Origin of the sequence: Rhodopirellula sp. JB055 (assembly GCF_043100905.1) — a bacterium.
GTDB lineage: Bacteria > Planctomycetota > Planctomycetia > Pirellulales > Pirellulaceae > Rhodopirellula.
The window spans coordinates 1-17940 of record NZ_JBICHO010000064.1; the positions used below are offsets into that span (position 1 = coordinate 1).

General features: G+C 56.9%; 9 protein-coding genes. 2 read left to right on the plus strand and 7 right to left on the minus strand.

The window, feature by feature from the left end; all coding sequences use genetic code 11:
* Together ACF8AM_RS02495 and ACF8AM_RS02500 are read right to left on the minus strand one after the other, a co-directional pair.
* On the minus strand, positions 1-2149 hold a 2149-nt coding region (locus tag ACF8AM_RS02495), incomplete at its 3' end, for an AAA family ATPase (protein WP_392554119.1).
* Entirely contained in the window at positions 2146-3441 is a 1296-nt protein-coding gene (locus ACF8AM_RS02500) for an exonuclease SbcCD subunit D (protein WP_392554120.1), read from the minus strand. The genes ACF8AM_RS02500 and ACF8AM_RS02495, both read right to left, overlap by 4 nt.
* A gap of 77 nt (positions 3442-3518) precedes the next feature.
* Between ACF8AM_RS02500 and ACF8AM_RS02505 the strand changes: the two genes are divergently transcribed.
* Positions 3519-4067 carry a hypothetical protein gene (locus tag ACF8AM_RS02505; RefSeq protein ID WP_392554121.1) on the plus strand — a complete coding sequence of 183 codons (549 nt, stop codon included), beginning with the start codon at positions 3519-3521 and terminating at the stop codon, positions 4065-4067.
* Here ACF8AM_RS02505 and ACF8AM_RS02510 read toward each other — a convergent pair.
* The 3 genes from ACF8AM_RS02510 to ACF8AM_RS02520 form a co-directional block, all read right to left on the minus strand.
* The gene (locus ACF8AM_RS02510) at positions 4038-9830 is read right to left on the minus strand and encodes a DUF11 domain-containing protein (protein ID WP_392554122.1); all 5793 of its coding nucleotides are present in this window, start codon (positions 9828-9830) and stop codon (positions 4038-4040) included. The two genes, ACF8AM_RS02505 and ACF8AM_RS02510, sit on opposite strands and share 30 nt — an antisense overlap.
* A gap of 199 nt (positions 9831-10029) precedes the next feature.
* Positions 10030-11910: a sulfatase-like hydrolase/transferase gene (locus tag ACF8AM_RS02515; RefSeq protein WP_392554123.1), complete on the minus strand. Its 1881-nt coding sequence runs from the start codon at positions 11908-11910 to the stop codon at positions 10030-10032.
* Between the two features lie 3 nt (positions 11911-11913).
* Positions 11914-13308: a lipopolysaccharide biosynthesis protein gene (locus ACF8AM_RS02520; RefSeq protein ID WP_392554124.1), complete on the minus strand. Its 1395-nt coding sequence runs from the start codon at positions 13306-13308 to the stop codon at positions 11914-11916.
* Positions 13309-13627: 319 nt separating this feature from the next.
* Between ACF8AM_RS02520 and ACF8AM_RS02525 the strand changes: the two genes are divergently transcribed.
* Positions 13628-15349: a hypothetical protein gene (locus tag ACF8AM_RS02525; protein WP_392554125.1), complete on the plus strand. Its 1722-nt coding sequence runs from the start codon at positions 13628-13630 to the stop codon at positions 15347-15349.
* Positions 15350-15468: 119 nt separating this feature from the next.
* Here the strand turns inward: ACF8AM_RS02525 and ACF8AM_RS02530 are convergent, their stop codons facing one another.
* Positions 15469-16821: a glycosyltransferase family 4 protein gene (locus ACF8AM_RS02530; RefSeq protein ID WP_392554126.1), complete on the minus strand. Its 1353-nt coding sequence runs from the start codon at positions 16819-16821 to the stop codon at positions 15469-15471.
* A gap of 45 nt (positions 16822-16866) precedes the next feature.
* Positions 16867-17664: a TylF/MycF/NovP-related O-methyltransferase gene (locus ACF8AM_RS02535; RefSeq protein ID WP_392554127.1), complete on the minus strand. Its 798-nt coding sequence runs from the start codon at positions 17662-17664 to the stop codon at positions 16867-16869.
* Positions 17665-17940 lie beyond the last annotated feature (276 nt).

Genomic DNA, 17940 nt, shown 5'->3' on the forward strand with positions numbered 1-17940 from the left:
CGGGAAGTTCGAGCGCCTGTTGCAGTCGCGAGATGGCTTGTCGAAGTTGAGCATGAGCTTGGTCACGCTGGGTGATCGTGGTTTGCAGGTCTGCGAATTGGTCGATCAGTTTTTGATGATCGGACATCCAGGTTCGCATCGTATCGGGATTGCCAGCGGGGATTCCGGCGTCTCGCCAAATGGATTGCCAGTGTTCTTGGGCCTGCGTTAGAGCGGCTTGAGCATCTGCGAGTGCCGATTCGTGCTCGGTTGCCTGACGCTGAAGTTGATCCAGATTGTTTTGGGCAGTTTGGCGTCGATAGATCGATTCGTGTTGTGAATGGAAGATATCCGCCATCGAATCAACGCGGTGGATGGCGAGTTCGATGGCGGCGAGTTTGGCGGACCATTGGTCGATGGAATACTCGCCCGCGTTTTGCTGCATGGCCGCGAGAATCTGGTCGCGATGCTGGCGAGCGTCGCGAAGGTCGTCGGGTGTTGGGAGGTCTCCTGTGTCTGCCTTCAGTGAGGCAAGCTTTTCTTCCGCGGTGGCGAGAGCTTGCTGCCGTTCCTTGGCTCGCTGTTGGCACAGCATGACTTCTTTGCCAGCCCGATCGAGGGCTTGCGTCAGTTCGGTCAGTTGTGGCGGCGTTGGCGGTGAGAGTTCGACGGCCGACGCGATTGCGGCATCGTCGCTGGTTGAATCCAGCTTCAATCGGCGATGGATCGTTTGGCATTCACGGGTGAGTTTGTCCACCTGAGTTTGTTCCCGTCTCGCCGACTCAATCCAACGTTCCGGTCCACCCATTTCTTCGAGTGTGCGGTCGAGCAATTGGAACTGTGTTGGCACGTTGGATTCTGCCAACGCTTCCTCGGCCATCGTCAGTTCGCGTTTGGCTTGGTCGAGGTCGTCCGAGGCGTCGTCACGTTGCTGGACCAACTTTTCGTATTCGCCAGCCAAACGTTGGATCTTGGCTCGTTGCGATTCACCGATTTGCAGCGAGTCGACTTGTTTCGCCAGCGGATCCTGATCGTCAGAGTGCGTGTGGTTTTCAGTTGACTTCGATGTTTCTTCCAAGGCGAGGTCACGGAGTTGCGTTCGCATCTCTCGTTCAAGAGCGGCCAACGATTGTTGCAGTGTTTCCTTTTCCGCTTCGGCTTTTTCACGTCCTGGGAGGTCGCGATACAGCGCAAGGATTTCGCTCTCGAAAATCTCAATCGAATCATCATGTCCGATTTGTTTCAATTGCAGCGTGAGCTCATCATGTTGTTTTTGCAGGGTTTCCAAGTGCAGGGTGGTGGCTTTTTGGTCTTGTTCCCATTTCCGTCGCCGCTCAGAGAAATCTTCGGAGAGTGTGGGGGCGTCCTGCACGCTGGCCAATTCTTGGGTGGCGGCTTTCCATCGCGGGATCAGCGGCAGGGCTTGTTCTGCTGATTGCAATTGGCCCATTTTTTGGACGAGCAATTGGGAATCGGTTCGCCATTTTTCAATCTGCGTTTTCTTTTCTGCCAACTGCTTTTGCAGGTCCGCGAATTCGGCTGGGGGGACTTGTGCGTCTCGCAATTGGCGGCGCATTTCCTCGAGTTGTCGCAACAGGGTGTTGATCAGCGGGTTTTTGCCGGAGGATTTGAACCGTTCAGTGGTTTCTGTTCCCAACTGATCCAGGATGTCGCGGAACTGTCCGATGCCGGCCCCTGCCGAGAAAAGGATTTCTCCGAGTTCGCCCTCGCCGCGAAGGATCTGTTCTCCGCCACGATGCAGTTCTTCGTAGGACAAACCGAATTGCGAGCCGAACGTGACCTCATCGATTCCACCAAGCATCTGCTGAAGTTCAGTTTCTTCGATTTGCTTTTTGTCGTCCGCTCCGCGAAGGCTACCCTTCACGCCTCGACGTCGGATGCAATCCAAGATGTTCTCAGAGTCCCGATCGTCCGGGTTTTTGACCAGACGTCCGCCAACTCGCAGTTTGTTGGCGGGGTGCAGGAACTCATGGTCTTTGACATGCTTCTTCATGCCAAACAGCCAAGACGAGATGGCTCGTAGGCTGGTCGATTTACCGGATTCGTTGGGGCCGACGATGAGGTGGAATCGGTTTGGGCCGGCTGACAGATCCAGGCTGCGGTCGGTGATGTGACCAAAGGCGATCAGGTCCAAGCGTTCGATGATCATCGTTTGCCTCCTTGCAGTCGGGCCAGCAATTCTGTGGTTGCTGCTTCGATCCATTCGTGGCGTTCTTCAGCGTTGTCCAAGCGAATGGGGGCTTGGTCTCCGCTGAATTCGGTTGGCAGTTTTTTCAGCAGCGGCGAGAGTTCGTTTGCCATCCATTCCGAGTCGCCTCCACTGGTTTTGAGTTCTTCAACCACGGAAAGGATGCTTTGCAGTGGGCCCTCTTGGTTTGCATCATGTTGTTCGGTTGGTGAACGATCGACTTCTGCTGAGGTTTTGACCTTCAGTCGTTCCAACCAAACCTGTCCGTGGCCGTGGGTGACGGAAGTGGCTCGCAGCGACGCTTCCAAATTGGATTGTTCCCGCATCCATTGGTGATGCAGCGGTGATTCGCCGGACAAGATGACTCGCGTGACCAGCAACCGGTCCTCTGCCAGTTGAAGTTGGTCGTTCATCCAGTCTTCGTAGGCGTCCATCAATTCATCGGTGTGCGACCATTCGCTTGCGTTGGCGTCGAATGTTTCGAATCGGACGACATCGAGTGGGACGAACTGGCGCTGGGTTTGGTTGCGAGAGTCGACGTCGACGATGATGCAGCCTTTTGGTCCTGATTCGCGAATGTGTCGGCCTTGGATGTTGCCGCTGAAGACAACCGGGGCGGTACCTTCGATTTGATGTTCGCCGCGCAAGTGAATGTGGCCGAGGGCCCAGTAGTCATAGCCTTTGTCAGCGAGTTGTTGCGGGGAACAGGGAGCGTACGGGTCGTGCCCGTCCAAACCTGACAAACCCGTGTGCAGGATGCCGAGGTTGAACATGCCGCCGGTCGGTGCGGGGTACTCGGCGGCCATGTCACCCGTTTCGGCTCGTTTGGCATACGACCGACCGTGGATGACAACGCCGAGGTCTTCGAGAACTCGTTGGTCGACCTTCTTTTCGCTCAGCAGAATGTCGGAACCATCCGGGTTCTTTGGCAGCGGCAGGTTCGACGTCATCTTGTTGGCGGCGTCATGATTGCCTCGGATGACGGCGACGTGAATTTTATGGTTGACCAAGCGGGTGGCTTGTTTGACAAAGAACAGACCCGTGTTTTGGTCGGGCCAATCCCCGTCGTAGAGGTCGCCTGCGATGACAACCAAGTCGACTTGTTCTTCGATCGCCAAGTCGGTCATGTTTTCGAGGGCGCGCCGCGATGCCTCGCGAATTTCGTCGACGGGAGCGTCTTCGTAGGCGTCGAGTTTCTGCAGGGGGCTGTCCAGATGAATGTCGGCGGCGTGAAGGATGCGGCGGTGACTCAAAGGGCTTCCTGCGGGCGGGGTGAGTGGCGGGCAAGTTGGGGACGACGACGTCGTGTCAGACGGCTAGACTGAACGTCATGATAACGCACCATGTTCGAATCGGCTTCGCGGGGGAAATCTATCTGGCTCGCGCTCGGCGACGGATTGAACGTGGTCGACGTGTGTTGGTGCGGACGCCTCGCGGGGTCGAATTGGCCGAAACGCTATCTGTTTGTGAGGATGGCGATACGCCAACCACACTGGAGATTCTCCGGCCGACGACCCACAACGATGATCTTCTGATCGAGCGTTTGCAACGGCACAAGGTTCGCGCGGTTCGTGAATGCCAATCGATTTTGGCGGAGAGCGAATCGTCAGCGGTGTTGTTGGACGTCGATCAATTGTTCGACGGCGGGACGCTGGTGCTGCACTTTTTAGGGGAACCGGATGCTCTTGGCCGCGAGCTGACCGATGAGATCGTTCGCCGCTACGAAGCCGAAGTCAAGAGCATCGAGCTGAGTGATTTGATGCAGACCGGATGTGGCCCGGGATGCGGCACCGCCGACGCTGGTGGATGCGGGGGCGGGTGTTCATCGTGCAGCGGATGTGGCATCGCCTCAGCGAGACAAAAACAACCGCTTGGATAGGACACGTGGGGCTCGGATCTCAAGTGCGACTTGGTCGTCTTCGTCTGGATCCCCATTGCCGGGCACACTGTCGACATCGAACTGATCGGTTTGCGTGACTTCGGCGTTCAATGTTTTCAACCCGCGAGTGTCGACGCGTGCGGTCAGAACCAATTGAACGCTTGCACCGGACGCCAAGGGGCCGATGTTCCACTGACCCGTCGCGGGGTCATAAGATCCTTGCTGCGGTGAAGCCGGTGGAACCAGCGTCAATCCATCGGGCAGCAACGTTTCAATCACAACGCCGGTCGCATCGGAAACGCCGTCGGCATTGGCCGCCGTCAAGGTGATCGTGATGATGTCGTCGACCTCGGGTTCCAAGTTGTCCACCGCCGCGGTGACGCTGACGTCGACGACTTGAGGAGTGACTTCGACGGACGCCAGGTCGTCTTCATCACCATCGGCGTTGCCCGGCGTGCTGTCGGGGTCGATTTGATCGGACTGGATGATCTCGGCGACGTTGGTCACCGAACCGGACTGTTCAACGATGGCGTTGATTTGCAGTGTTGCGGATTGGTTGGGTTCCAATCGTGTGAGTGTCCAAAGTCCTGTTAGTGCGTCGAAGGTGCCTTGAGTTGGCGTGGCATCTTGGAAGTTCAATGAACTCGGCAAGATGTCACGAATCACCACGTTGGTCGCGGGATCGTTGTTCGCGTTCGTGATGGTCACCAAGTATTGAATCGCGTCGCCGCGATTGGGATTGGAAAGGTCGACGGACTTTGTCAACGAAAGATCAGCACGGGCGACCATCAGGATCGCCGAGTCAGCATCGTCTTCGTTGACGTCACCGTTTCCAAACACGCTGTTGCGGTCAGGTTGATCGGCGGAGATGACTTCCGCGAAGTTGGTGATGCCGTCACGAAGGATATCGTCGGTGATCGCGTCTCGATTGACCGACGCGTTCAGTGTCAGTGTGACCGACTCGTTGCTGGGGATGCTCGGGATCGACCAAGTGCCCGACTGTGGGTTGTAGCCTCCGTCGTCGGTCGATGACGAGACAAAGATCAGCCCGGCGGGCAGCGAGTCAGCGATCTCGACATTGGTGGCGGTCGTTGGGCCTGTGTTGGCAACGGTCAATTCAAATTCGACGGGATCGTCCAAGTCAAAACGGGTGCCGTCAACGGTTTTGCTGAGAGCCAAATCGATCAATTGTGCTTGGACGTCCACCGAGGCTCGGTCGTCTTCGGCTGGGTCGGTATCGCCATTTCCCGGCGTGCTGTCGGGGTCGCGTTGGTCGCTGGCCATGATCTCCGCCACGTTGGTTTGCAACGATTCGGAGTTTACATTCGCGGTCAAAGTCAGTGTCGCGGTCTCCCCTGATTCCAGTTCGTCGATCATCCAAATTTCGGTGACGGGCGAGTAGGTGCCATCGGATGCGGTTTGATCAGTGAGGTCCATTCCGGCGGGCAAAAAGTCTCGGACGCGAATTCCGGTGGCTGGATCAGGACCGCTGTTGCGAACATTGATCGTGAAGGTGACCGAATCGCCAAAGTTGGGCGAGGCGTTGTCGACGGTCTTGGTCAGTGAAAGGTCGGCGCTAGCGAGCGTGACGATTGCCGAGGCGGTGTCGTCTTCGCCGTCATCCAGTCCACTGTCAGGGACACTGTCTTGGTCCGCTTGGTCAGCCGCGATCACTTCGGCACGGTTTTCCAGCGTTTCGACATCGCCGATTGTGCCTGTCAATTCCAGCGTGGTTTCTTCACCAGACGCCAAATCACCGACGGTCCAAAGTCCGTTTGCGGAATTGAACGCACCGGCGGGCGAGGAGGATGTGAAGGTGTATCCATCAGGCAGCGAGTCACGAACGATGACTCCGGTCGCGTCGTCGGGACCGTCGTTGCGAAGCGTCAGCGTGAAGGTGACTTCGCCGTTGATGGCAGGGCGTTGAGGGGAAGCGGTTTGTGTGAGCGAGAGATCAATGACCGGCGTGGTGATGCTCGCGCTGGCTTGGTCATCTTCTGCCGCGACGTTGTTGTCAGGCGCCGAGTCGATGTCGTCTTGATCGACGGAAGCGACCTCAGCGGTGTTGGTTTGCGTGCCGACTTGGTCCACGATTGCGAACAGGGTCAACGTCACGGTGGCATCATCGGCCAAGGAATCGATGGTCCATTCGCCCGTGTCGGAATCATAGGCACCGTCGCTGAGCGAGTTCGATTCGTAGGTCATGCCAGCGGGTAGCAAGTCGCGGACGACGATGTTGGTCGCCGTGTCTCGCGTGGTCGCGGTCTCGCCATCGTTGGTCAATGTGATTGTGAAAGCGACGCGATCACCGACGTTGGGAGCCGGGTTGTCGACGGTCTTTTCCAACGACAAATCGATGAACTCGACGCGAGCGGTCACGCTGGCTTGATCGTCTTCGGTCGGTTCGTTGTTATCCGGCGTGCTGTCTGAATCGACTTGTCCGGCCGCGATGACTTCGGTGCGGTTGGTGATCGCCGGTGCGTCGGCGGTCACGTTGTTGTTGACGCTGGCGTTGATGACCAACGTCGCGGTGCCGGAGGGAGCCAACTCGCCGACTGTCCAGCGACCGCTGGACGAATTGAAGCTGCCGGTTGTCGGTGTGGCGTCGATGAAGGTCAGCCCCGCGGGCAAGTTCTCTTCGACGATGACTCCCGTTGCGGTGTCTAGGCCTTCGTTGCGGACGACGATTTCGTACTGGATCGTTTCGCCCAATCGGGGCGTGGGATTGTCGACGGTTTTGAACAGTTCCAGATCGATTTGTTCAGCTTGCACGCTGGCGTCCGCTTGGTCGTCTTCGTCGATCAATCCGTTGCCCGGCGTGCTGTCGGGATCGGGAAGCGTGGCTTGGATGATTTCGGCGGAGTTGGTCAGTGTGCCTCGTGAAAGGGTTGTTGCGACGATTTCGAGCGTTGCGAACGAGGGGGCGGCGGTGCCGGAATCAGCGTCCAGTTCCGGGACGGTCCAGCGGCCAGTGGTTTCATCGTACGTGCCAATCGAGGCAGTGGCCTCGACGAATTGCAGTCCGGCGGGCAATGAGTCCAGGACGATGAACTGTCCTGATGGATCTCCGCTGTCGTGCCGAGCTGTGATCGTGAAGGTCACATTTTCGCCGACGTCGGCATCGGTGTCGTCAACGGTTTTGGTGAGCGACAAATCGGCTTGCGCGGGTGTGATGACGCTGGACGCTTGGTCGTCTTCGCTCGCGTCTTGGTTATCAGGCGTGCTGTCGGGATCGAACTGTGCGGCCTGAGTGATCTCGGCGGTGTTGGTGATGGAAGCGAACAGATCGCTGCGGCCGGGATCTAAAATCGCGGTCAGCGTCAGCGTTTCGCTCGCTCCTGCCGCCAGCGAATCGACCGTCCATGTCCCCGTGGCGTCGACATGAGTTCCGTCGGTGACTTGGGCGTCCTGAAGGATCAACCCGGCAGGCAGCAGGTCGGTGACTTGGATGTTGGTCGCCGTCGTGATGGGAATCGCTGCGCTGGTCTCGGCGTTGGACAATGTGATCGTGTAGGTGATCGAGTCGCCGGGTTCGGGGCGTGCTGGTGTGACCGTTTTGGTCAGTTGCAAATCGATCGCGTTCGGTGTCAAAGTCGCGGAGTCGGTGTCGTCTTCGGTGGAAGCACCCGCACCGGGTGTGCTGTCCGGGTCGCTTTGGTCCGACGCGGTGATGGTGGCCGAGTTGGTTTTGATCCCAAGGCTGTCGACACGTGCGACGATCTGCAGGGTTGGCATCGCCGGGATCGGGTTGCCTGGGTTGGGAGCGGTCACATCGCCGACGGTCCAAAGTCCCGTGTCTGAATCGTAAGTTCCGGAGGAGGTCACATCGCTGACGTAAGTCAATCCGGCTGGCAGACGATCTTGGACTTGAACGCCCGTCGCGTTATTGGGCCCTTCGTTGTCGACTGTGATTGTGAAGGTCACGTTCTCGCCGACCGTGGGCGATTCGTTGGAAACCGTTTTCGTCAGCGAAAGGTCGGCGACCGGTGTTTGAATGAGGACTTCGTCTTGGTCGTCTTCATCGATCAAGTCGTTATTGGGTGTGCTGTCGCGATCTGTCTGGGCGACCGCCAAGACTTCCGCCACATTGGTGAAGTCACCGGCTTCGTCAACGCGAGCGACCAGTTCCAGTGTTGCCAGTCCGCCGACGTCGAGCGACGGGATCGACCAACGGTTCGTTGATGTGTTGAACGAAGTGCCGGCGCTGGGCGTGTTGCCAATCAGCGTCAATCCAGCGGGCAAGCGGTCTTCCACCACAATCCCCGTCGCGGTGCTGAGCGTCGCGTCGGTCGCGGTGTCGAGGGATGAGTTTTGCAGCGTCAGTGTGAACGTGATTTCATCTCCGACGTTGGGTTGGCTGTCGGAAACCGCTTTGGACAATTGCAAATCAACTCGCGTTGCGGTCACGGTCGCGGCGTCTTGATCGTCGTCGGCCAGCACGTTGTTGTCGCGAGGACTGTCCGCGTCGAGTTGCTCCGCCGCCGTGATTTCCGCGACGTTGGTTTGTGGATCCAAGTTGTCCAGTTGCCCGGTCAGTCGCAGGGTTGCCGTCGCGCCGACGGCGAGATTTGGGATGGTCCAAAGTCCCGTGCCGGGGGTGAAGGTACCCGTGGAAGTTGTTCCGGTCGTGTTGATGATTCCCGTTGGAATTCGGTCGGTCACGACAATGCCGGTTGCTGGATCAGGCCCGTTGTTGGTGACCACGACATCGAACACCACGTTCTCGTTCAACGTTGGTTCCGTGGTGATCAGCGTCTTGGTCAATTCCAAGTCCGCTTCACCAGCGTTGTCGATGTTCTGGACGATAATGGTGGGACCAACGGTGCCGAGCAAATCGGCGATCGCGTCGTAGTCGGGCCCGCCGCTGACTTCGAGTTCAATCGCACCGATTTGAGTCAGGTCCGCGCCACTTCCGTTGACTGCTTGGAAGTCGCTGAAGGGGATGTATTCCACCGAGGTGGGCTGCGTTGGCAGAGCGGGAATGGTCAGCGTGGCTTGGCTGACCAGAGTTTGGCTGCCCTCGATTCCGTCGTCGCTGTACAGCCGGATCACTGCCGTTCCGCTGGTCACTGATCCAATGACAAATCGCAGACCAGTCGCGGAACCACCGCTGGTCAGATCGATCGCTCCCAAGCCATCGTCGTCAACGGTTGCAGCGTCATCGCCGGCACCGTCCCAGATGACCGAGCGGCTTCCGTCGGCGAACCCGTTGGCGTCGAAGCTGAGTAAGTTGGGCGAGACGGCTTGGTTGACGCCAATCGCAACCGTGCCAATGTCGCCGGTGCCGCCTTGAGTTTTGTCGACGATCAAATCTCGCGAACCGCCGATGGCTTCGGCGGCGGCTTGCGTGGACGTCACCGGGGTCCCATCGGTGATCGTGTCTTCGACGCTTTGAGTGGTTTGGAACGAGTCGATTGTTTGGAAGGACTGCCCGGCGACCTGGGTCGAGGTGACGGTGATCAACGGCGAGATCTGTTGCTGCAGCGTGCGACCGTTGACGGTTTGAGCTGGCTGGAAAACGAAGTAAGAACCCGCGGTGACGCCAGTGAACTGGTAGTTGCCGCTGGGATCCGCCATGGCCATGTTGACTTCCACGTCGTCGGTGTCTGGCTCGAACACACCGTCGCCATCGTCGCGGAACAAGTCCAACGCAACGTCTTCAAAGTCACCCCCGATGAAGCTGTCCGTGACCTGTCCCTGAATCGTGGCCAAATCCGACGCGACAGCCAACAACCGCCGATACTCGAGGGATTCCAGCAACAATCGACGCCGGCCTCGGTGCGTACCAAGGGATGATCTGGAATCTGTCCGCGGTTTGCGACTGGGGAATCTCATCGTCACTGCTTTTCTGGGGAGGCCTGCAAGCTGTGTGTGACATCACACGACGAATGGAGAAGATAAGCGGCCTGGGTGAGGCAGGGAAGATATGCCAGTTTGAGTTGGTTGGCGAAACATGCTTGATTCAATTGGCGGTTTGGTGCCTTGGAGCGCCAAACGCCCAGCGGAGGTATTCCTGCACGACCTGTGAAGATTGAAATCCTGCGGGTGGGTCAAGGGAATTGCCGCGTGCGTCCCTGGGGCCACGAATTTGAATCTCAGGAGGTCGGAGAGTCAGTTCGCACTGCACGCCGAAGACTTTTGAATCAACCGTCGCGGGAGAGATCAGCAGTGCTTGTGGCCGCAAGTAGTCGGCAATGGCCAGGACGCGAGGCTTTGGAGAGTCCGCAGATAGATCAATGCCATCAAAGGAATCGGGATCGCTGACTTGAATTCCGGCAAGGGAGAGCAACGTGGGAAGCAGGTCCGCGTGACTGGTGTTGGTGTCAATCTTTCGGTGGGCAACCTCAGGACCGAAGAGGATGGCGGGAGTTCTTGCTTGCGTCGCGGAAAGACGAGTTCCGTGTCCAATGGTTCCGTCTTCGAGAAACGCTTCCCCGTGATCGCCCACCATTGCGACCAGTCGATTGGGATCTGTCAGCAATGGAGCGATCATTGCATCCAATGTTCTCGCTGAGTTTCGGTAGCGATTCCAAATTGCTTTTCTCGAATCGGGGCCAAACGGCAAAGGGTAATCCTCGCCAGCCGAAGGGAGATCTCGCACGTGCTCAGGGGCAACCAGGAACGGTGCGTGCGTGGCGTAGAGATACAGGACCGCGAGTCGGGGTGAACGTTGCTCGCCATCTGGTAAGTCTGTGCGAGATAAATACTTGTGGGCGGAATTGATGGCATGTTGATCCGAAGCGAGTCCGTTTCGCGGCTTGATTTCGAAGGTGTCATAGGCGTCTGCATGAATGAACGCCTCCATTTGAAAGGCATCCCAGTCATCTGCTCCCGCGAATAATCCGAGTTCGTAACCCGCCTGTCTGAACAGGCGATTCATCGCGGGAGAGAAGCGAACGTCTGCGAGATAGAACCAAATCGCATCCAGGCCACTGACCAATGAGAACAACCCAAGAGAACTCGCGTTGCCACCGGAATGATGACGGCGCATCCAAAGCCCTCGCATGGCTTGATGATGAACATTGGGCATCACCGACGGATGGATCAGTTCGGAACGCAGCGATTCAATCACGACGAGAAGAATGTCGGGGGCCGTCGGTTTGGTTTCCTGAACCACGTTGAAACGAAAGCCCTGGGTTCGCCGCGCGACGTCCGCCGAGCTGAACTGTGGAACTGGATCAATGTCAGGTACTTTTGTTTCTGCGTTGAGAGTCAAGTCATCGAACCATCCGGTGACTCCGAAGGCATGACGTGACGGCATGGTTGCCATGTTGTGTTGAGTTGAAGGCCAAGTGGCCAATCCTGGCACCGCGGTTGCCAGGACTCCAAGCGTCCACGCGTAGGTTGCTGCACGGACGCTCATGTGGCGAGGCCGAGACTCGAGTGCTTGAGCGAGGAGTTGCACTCCCCGGAGACAGGCCCAACCCATTGCAAGCAATGCCGCGATTGCGAATGTCCATCGAAGCGTCATTTCAAGGGTGAGATAGGGCACCAGGCTCGGCACTCGCGTGGAGAACAGGTTCCATGCGTCGGCGGACACCAAGCGGATGCCAATCCAATGAAAGATCAGCAGGTCAGCCAGGACCCACATCCACCACAAAGTCATCGCCGCCAAGATCCATCGATGGCCAGATAGCTTCCAACGACCGAGATGCAGCAAGATCGCGACCGGGACAAATGCTTGAAAGACTCGCCACGCAGCGATGGAAAGGCCCGACTCAACCGGACTTGCCAACCGGTGCCCGCATGTCGTCACCAGCACGGCGGTTCCGACGAAGGTTGCCCACAGCAATTGTTGCCAATGCAAGCGAGCGTCGTCAGGAGGACTGGGTTGGGGTGACATTCGCTACGGCTGGGAGCGATCGGGTTCGAGGTCATGCCAGTCCCGCCGGAGATGGATCCAACCCCAAGTGGAAAGCGGAAGGTAGACGACCCCCTGCATGAATAGAAATGCGAGACTTACACCCATCGCACCATAGTGGAACCCAGCCCACCAGATAAGCAAACCGCTGATACAACACGCGATCAAGCTCAGAGTCAGATACGGTGATTTGCCGTGTGCATGGAGGTAGAGCCACTGGAACTCAAATACCAATGCCGTCCACAATCCAATGATGAGCATTGTTGTCGGAAGTACGGGAAGGAAACGATGTGCGTAGCGGAAATCGAAATAATCTAATCCAGCTACACCCAATACAAACACGCAGCCAAGCAGAGCCAGCAAACTAGCTGCGATCTTTCCAACTCGGAAATAAATCCGATCAAGTTCTTCGTAGTTTCGCTCCGCGATCAAGACGCCAAACCGAGGAACGCGCGTTCGCACCCAGGAGGAACAGGCCATTCGCATCGATTGTAAAATGTTCCAAGTCAATCCGAATTGCCCCGCAACGACTGAGTCTTGGTATCGGAACAACACCGGCAGCATGACATCAGCATTGAAGAAATTGAACAAGCCTTTCAGCATGAGTTTGGATTGAAAGGGCCAAATCTCTTTTCGCCAAGCGATCAAAGATCCGGTGGGGCGGCGAGCAAATGTCGCGGAGAATCTCGGGTATCTGCCGAACATCCAGCCGAGTTCGCAGATCAGGCGAATCGCGGTCGCCAACGCAGGGATCCAAAGCGCGGCTCCCAGCGGAATGGCGATCCAAACCGCGACGCTGCCTGCAATGCCTCGGACTAGGTTGAGCTTGTGGATCTCACGGACTTGGTCGCATCCTTCCAGTACTGCTAGAAAGGGGATGAGCGCGAAGGCGCAGGATGACAAGCCAACCAGTGTTAACCATGGGGCTCGCCAAACCAATTCGTCTGCAGCCACGTCGTCGGCAAAAAACCAGAGTCCAAACACGCCAGCCAGCAATCCGAAGGACATCGCGAGCCCTGCCTGCACCGCGATGGAGATGCGCATCAGATGAGTCAGTCGCGAGATGGAATCTTCGTCGCCGGTCAATCGTCTTTGTTCATCGAGGTCGAGTTTGCTCCAAAGATGGCTGGTCATCGTGACGATCGTTTGCGGGAACGCCAGTTCAAAGAACATTTGCAAACCCACAACGGACCAAAATGTCACGTAGAACCCCTGCATTTCCGGTGTGAAGTACTCGACCACCAGCCAAAGGGTGATCGGCCCGGAAAGAAATTGCCAGTAGCGGGTGGCAACGGCGTAGAAAGTGGCGCGGTCGACTTCCAAGCGATTCAGGAGTCGGCGTGGCCAGGAACGTTGAGGGGGCGGTTCATTGGATGTCATGAGGACATGTTTCTCCCCGTCGTTGGCTCGCAATGGAGGAGGCTGCAGCGGGTCGCGTCTGACTTTCGAGAAAGCCCCGCTGGAACGAGGGCTCGATCAGTGCATCGTGGGAAGCGGTGATTCGGTAGAGAGATTGGGGAGCGAAATGGGGGGACGAAGCCCGCCCCAAGAGTCTGGACGCTCTGGCAGGATGATCGAATCACGCGTTGGGAGTTTGCTTTTGTTTTCAATCGATCCGATGTCGTGCTAGGATATTGCGACGCAGAAAATGATCTTGTTTTGGCTGTTTCTCAGAGATTGACCCGTCCGAAGGAACCTCATGGTACCCGCCGTAGACCAAATGCGAAGACGATTGATTCGTCCGAGTTCGATTGGGGTGACACGCAAGTTGTTTTGCCTGGCCTTCGTCGGCGTTGCGCTGGCAAGTTCGTTTGGGAACGCCGCGTTCGGGTACACACCGGATGATCCCGAAGTCCAGGCGATGGTCGATAGCGGCATTCAGATGATGGCCGCGAAGCGAAATGAACGGACTTACTATGCTCTAACGACAGTTCATGCCGGGGGGTTCGGTGAGCATGCTTTGACTGGTTACGCTGCCATGAAGGTCAACCATGACCCAACGGACCCGGTGGTGCAGCAAGGCGTTGCTTCGGCACTCCGGCTGGTTTCCAAGTTGGGTGAAAAAGACCCTGGTGGGCACAGCAGCAAATCCGTGTACGCCGTTTCGACCGCGACACTCGTTCTCGCGGAAGTGGATGCGGATAAATACAAATCCGAGTTGAAGCGGATTGACCAGTATTTTCGCAATGCCCAGTACACCAATGGCGCGTATGGATATGTGGGCGAAAAAACGGGCGATGTCTCGCAGACCCAATATGCCATGTTGGCCCTGTGGACACTGGACCGGGCTGGCATCGAGATCGATTACAAGGGTGTGGCAGCGACTGTGAGTTGGTTGCTACGGGTACAGGATCAGCGTGGAGGGTGGCCTTACCAAGGGAACGATCCTGGGCACTACAAGCGAGTGAGCCAAGGGGGGGTGACGCCGTCGATGGCAGTGGCTGGCGGAAGTGCCCTCTTGATTGGCAGCGACATCTTGCGGATGTGGGGCGACAGTTTGGCGGGAGACGAGTCCCCCTTGGTTGGTCTGCCGAAGGCAGTGAAAGAATTCAAACCTGGTCAGAAGCTTCGCAAAGCGGAGAGGCCGAAGTTGCCCAAAGACCCTGTCATCAAGGCAATTGGAGATTGTGACAACTATTTGAAAAGCAATTCGCCGGACCCTGGAATCAAGACAAGCAAATGGCCTTACTACCAGCTCTACACTCTTGAACGCTATGAAAGTTTTCGAGAGCTGGCACTGGAGTCGCAGATCAATCCCAGCCCGGCTTGGTACAACAGTGGCGTTCGTTATTTGCAAGGCGAGCAGAAAGAAGGTGGCTGGCCTGGCGCTTTTTACACCACCAGTTCAGTGAACACTGCCTTCGCTGTTTTGTTTCTGATCCGAAGTACTAAACGTTCGATCGCGAAGGCGAGCTCTGGGGTGCTGGCGGGCGGGCAAGGTTTGCCAAAAGACACGACCAAGATTCGCCGGGAGGGTTCGCAAATCAAAGGTGAGCCAGTGGGGGCGTCGGTCGTTGACTTGCTATCGGCTCTGGAAGACGACGGCAATGAAGCTTTGGAAGGCAAGTCATTGCCCGAAGACATGCAGCTTTCCAACGATCCGAAGGAACGTCGTGCCCAACTCGACCGGCTCGAACGGTTGGTTCGCGGCAGCCAGTCATTTCAAGCGAGACGAGTGGCCGCTCGATTGCTTGGGAAGAGCGACGAAGTTCGTGTGGTTCCAGCCTTGATTTTCGCCTTGAGCGACCCCGATCTTTCTGTGCGTCGATATGCACGCGACGGTCTGAGATTCATCAGTCGGAAGTTTGAAGGGTTTGGGATGCCAGACAAGCCGACGGAGGTTGAGCTGAGGAAGGCAGAGAATGCTTGGAAGCAATGGTATCTGACGGTGAATCCCAAGCACGTCTTTGTCGAGTATTAAGCCAGTCGGCAGGGATGAATTGGGAAGCTCCAGGAGCTGTAGGTTGTTCGCCCCGAGGATGCCTGGGGACCGTGCCCAATGCAAATGGCTCGCTCGCTGATAAAACTCCGCATGCTTGCTCAACAAGGATGTGACGGTGCCTCAGGCGGCTTTCGATCAGCCGCCTGAATGGAAGCGTGGATCCAACGGCTGAGATCGGCTGCCACACGTTCCGTTTGGTGGTGTTCGTCGAGGTAGGCGTCCACGCGAGGCCAATCGATCTGCGTCGCAGCTTCGCCTGCTCGCCCAAGTAGCTTTTCAATGGCGTGGGGCATCGCATCGATCGACTCGTTGCAGGAGATTCCTGCACCCGACCGCGCTAAGAACTGATCGTGATCAGAAATCGAGACGATTGGGGTGTGGGAGGCGGCGGCCTGAAGCAGCACATTCGGGAAACCTTCGTGTTCAGGATTGCCTGTTGATACAAAGACCTTTGCCCTTTGGAACGTGGCGGGCATTTGGGCAAACGGGACCCGGTCGATCCACTCCACATTGGTGGGGGCGTTCCGACGGAGATCAGCCTCGAGTTCAGCATCAAATGGGTTGGCGATCATCTTGATCGTCCGATGTGGAAGCGTTTTTGCAATTTCCAGCATCAGTCGAGGGCGTTTGTGGAAGTCGTCAAATCGTCCTATCCAAAGGATGTCGAAAGGTTCGCTCACCGATTCGGGTGACGGGGGGTCGATGGGTGGCCGCCAATGAAAGCGGTCAATGGGATTGCGAGCGAGGTAGCCATCGCGGTGAAACACGTCTCGGAGGCGATCCAGTTGCCATTGGCTTTGCACAACCACATGGTCGCTTTCCAGTAATGCAAAGCGACGCGACGTGGCTGATTCGCCACACTCATTGTGGTACTCTTCTGCGGAGGCCAGTCTGTCTTCGACTCCTGAGTTGGAGCGAATGCAGACGAAACTTGGGGTTCCTGTCGCCCGAGCAGTTGCGACGACCCGCGAGCTCGCCCCGTTGATCCCGAATGTGATCCATGCATCCATGGATTGCCCAGCAAGGTTTGGATCTGGTTGGCAATCGCCTGGATCACGAGATCGAAACGGGCGAGTCAAACCGAGCAGCGGGATCTGCCACAGCAGATTGGGAGAGAAACGTTTGAGCCGTCTTTGGCGAACGTCGATGCTGTCACCAACGTCGTGTCGAATCGCTCGGAACCGATCCACACAGACCTGCAGGTGAACGTCGCTAACTTGATGTGGCCATGGGGCATTGCCGTTTCGGCTTTGTGACGCCGCAACAAAGCACGTTACGTGATTGTGCTTTTGTTTGGCGAGCCCTCGTGCCAACGTCCACATGGCCGTTTCCATGCCGCCAAAAGTTTTGCCAAAGGTGTGTTTTCCTTTGGTCCTCGTTTGCTCAACGATGCACGGAAGTGCGCCCCAGGCGACCATTCCGATTCGGATGGGCGATCGTGTGTTGGTCATCTTGCAACGCTCCGTCGCAGAATGGTTGGCTTTGCCTTGTTCCATTCAAGCCAACGTTTGCCAGAAGTTTTTTCCGGTCTGCTGACCTTTTATCATGAAACCACCGGAGGCAGGCAAGCTGATCATCGACTCGGGTTTGGATGACAGGAATTGGTCACAAGCCTTGGTTGCGCCCGGGCAGAAAGCAGAGCCATAGTCATCGCACAGCAAAATCCCTCCATCATTCAGACGCTCATAAAAGAACTCAATGCTGTCCTTGGTGGGTTCGTGCAAATCGACATCGATATGAACGAAGCTAAACGTGAGGTCTTGGATGTCTTGGAATCGATCTGGTATCCAACCCGGGTAGTAAGCTGTCTGTTCAAACTCTTTGAGTCGTTCTTGGACCCCGTTCAGGCCGAAACTCAAGTCGCCTCTGGTCCAATGTTGTCCGTCTTCGGATCCTGGCTGTGAGATTCCCTCAAAAGAATCAAACATATGGTGTTGTTTGCTCAGTGGACTGCTCCGGTTGGCGGCGCAGATCAACCAAGATGAGTCACCTTTGTAGACCCCGCATTCCACCGTATCGCCTGGCACGTTGTCCGATAGTCGGAGGAGCTGCGCAAGCATCATTCGGTTGTGAGTGTTCATGCCTTTCAACTGCCCGGTGGATTCCAAGTACTGATTGAAATCAGAATCCTTGCACCAATCGGAATCGGGCCATGTGAGCCTGTATCCCGGCACGAGTTCCCATGCGACCCGCTGCAACGCTTCCAACCGCTTGCCAATCGTGTCGTGATCGCGATAGAGTTCTCGGACAATCCGTGCGGCGGTTTTCAGTTTTGCTAGTCGGTTTTTGGGCATCGGTGAATCGGAAACCTATGGGACGTGGCGAGAGCGGTTGATCGCGGCAAAGTCGTTGCGAAAATTTTTTACGGAGGTCGATGGACGGTGAACCGCGTTCACAGCGCCATTCTATCGACTGGGGGCAAGAGTCAAAGCTGCAAGCTGAATTCGTCCTGTGAGGACGGAGTCATGGCGAGCAATCGGTCTGCGAAAAACGTCGCGGTGATACGCTGGTTCTGCGGTGGCGTCACGAGCCCAATGCAGTGAGTCTCGGTGATTCGCCAATTCTGGGAT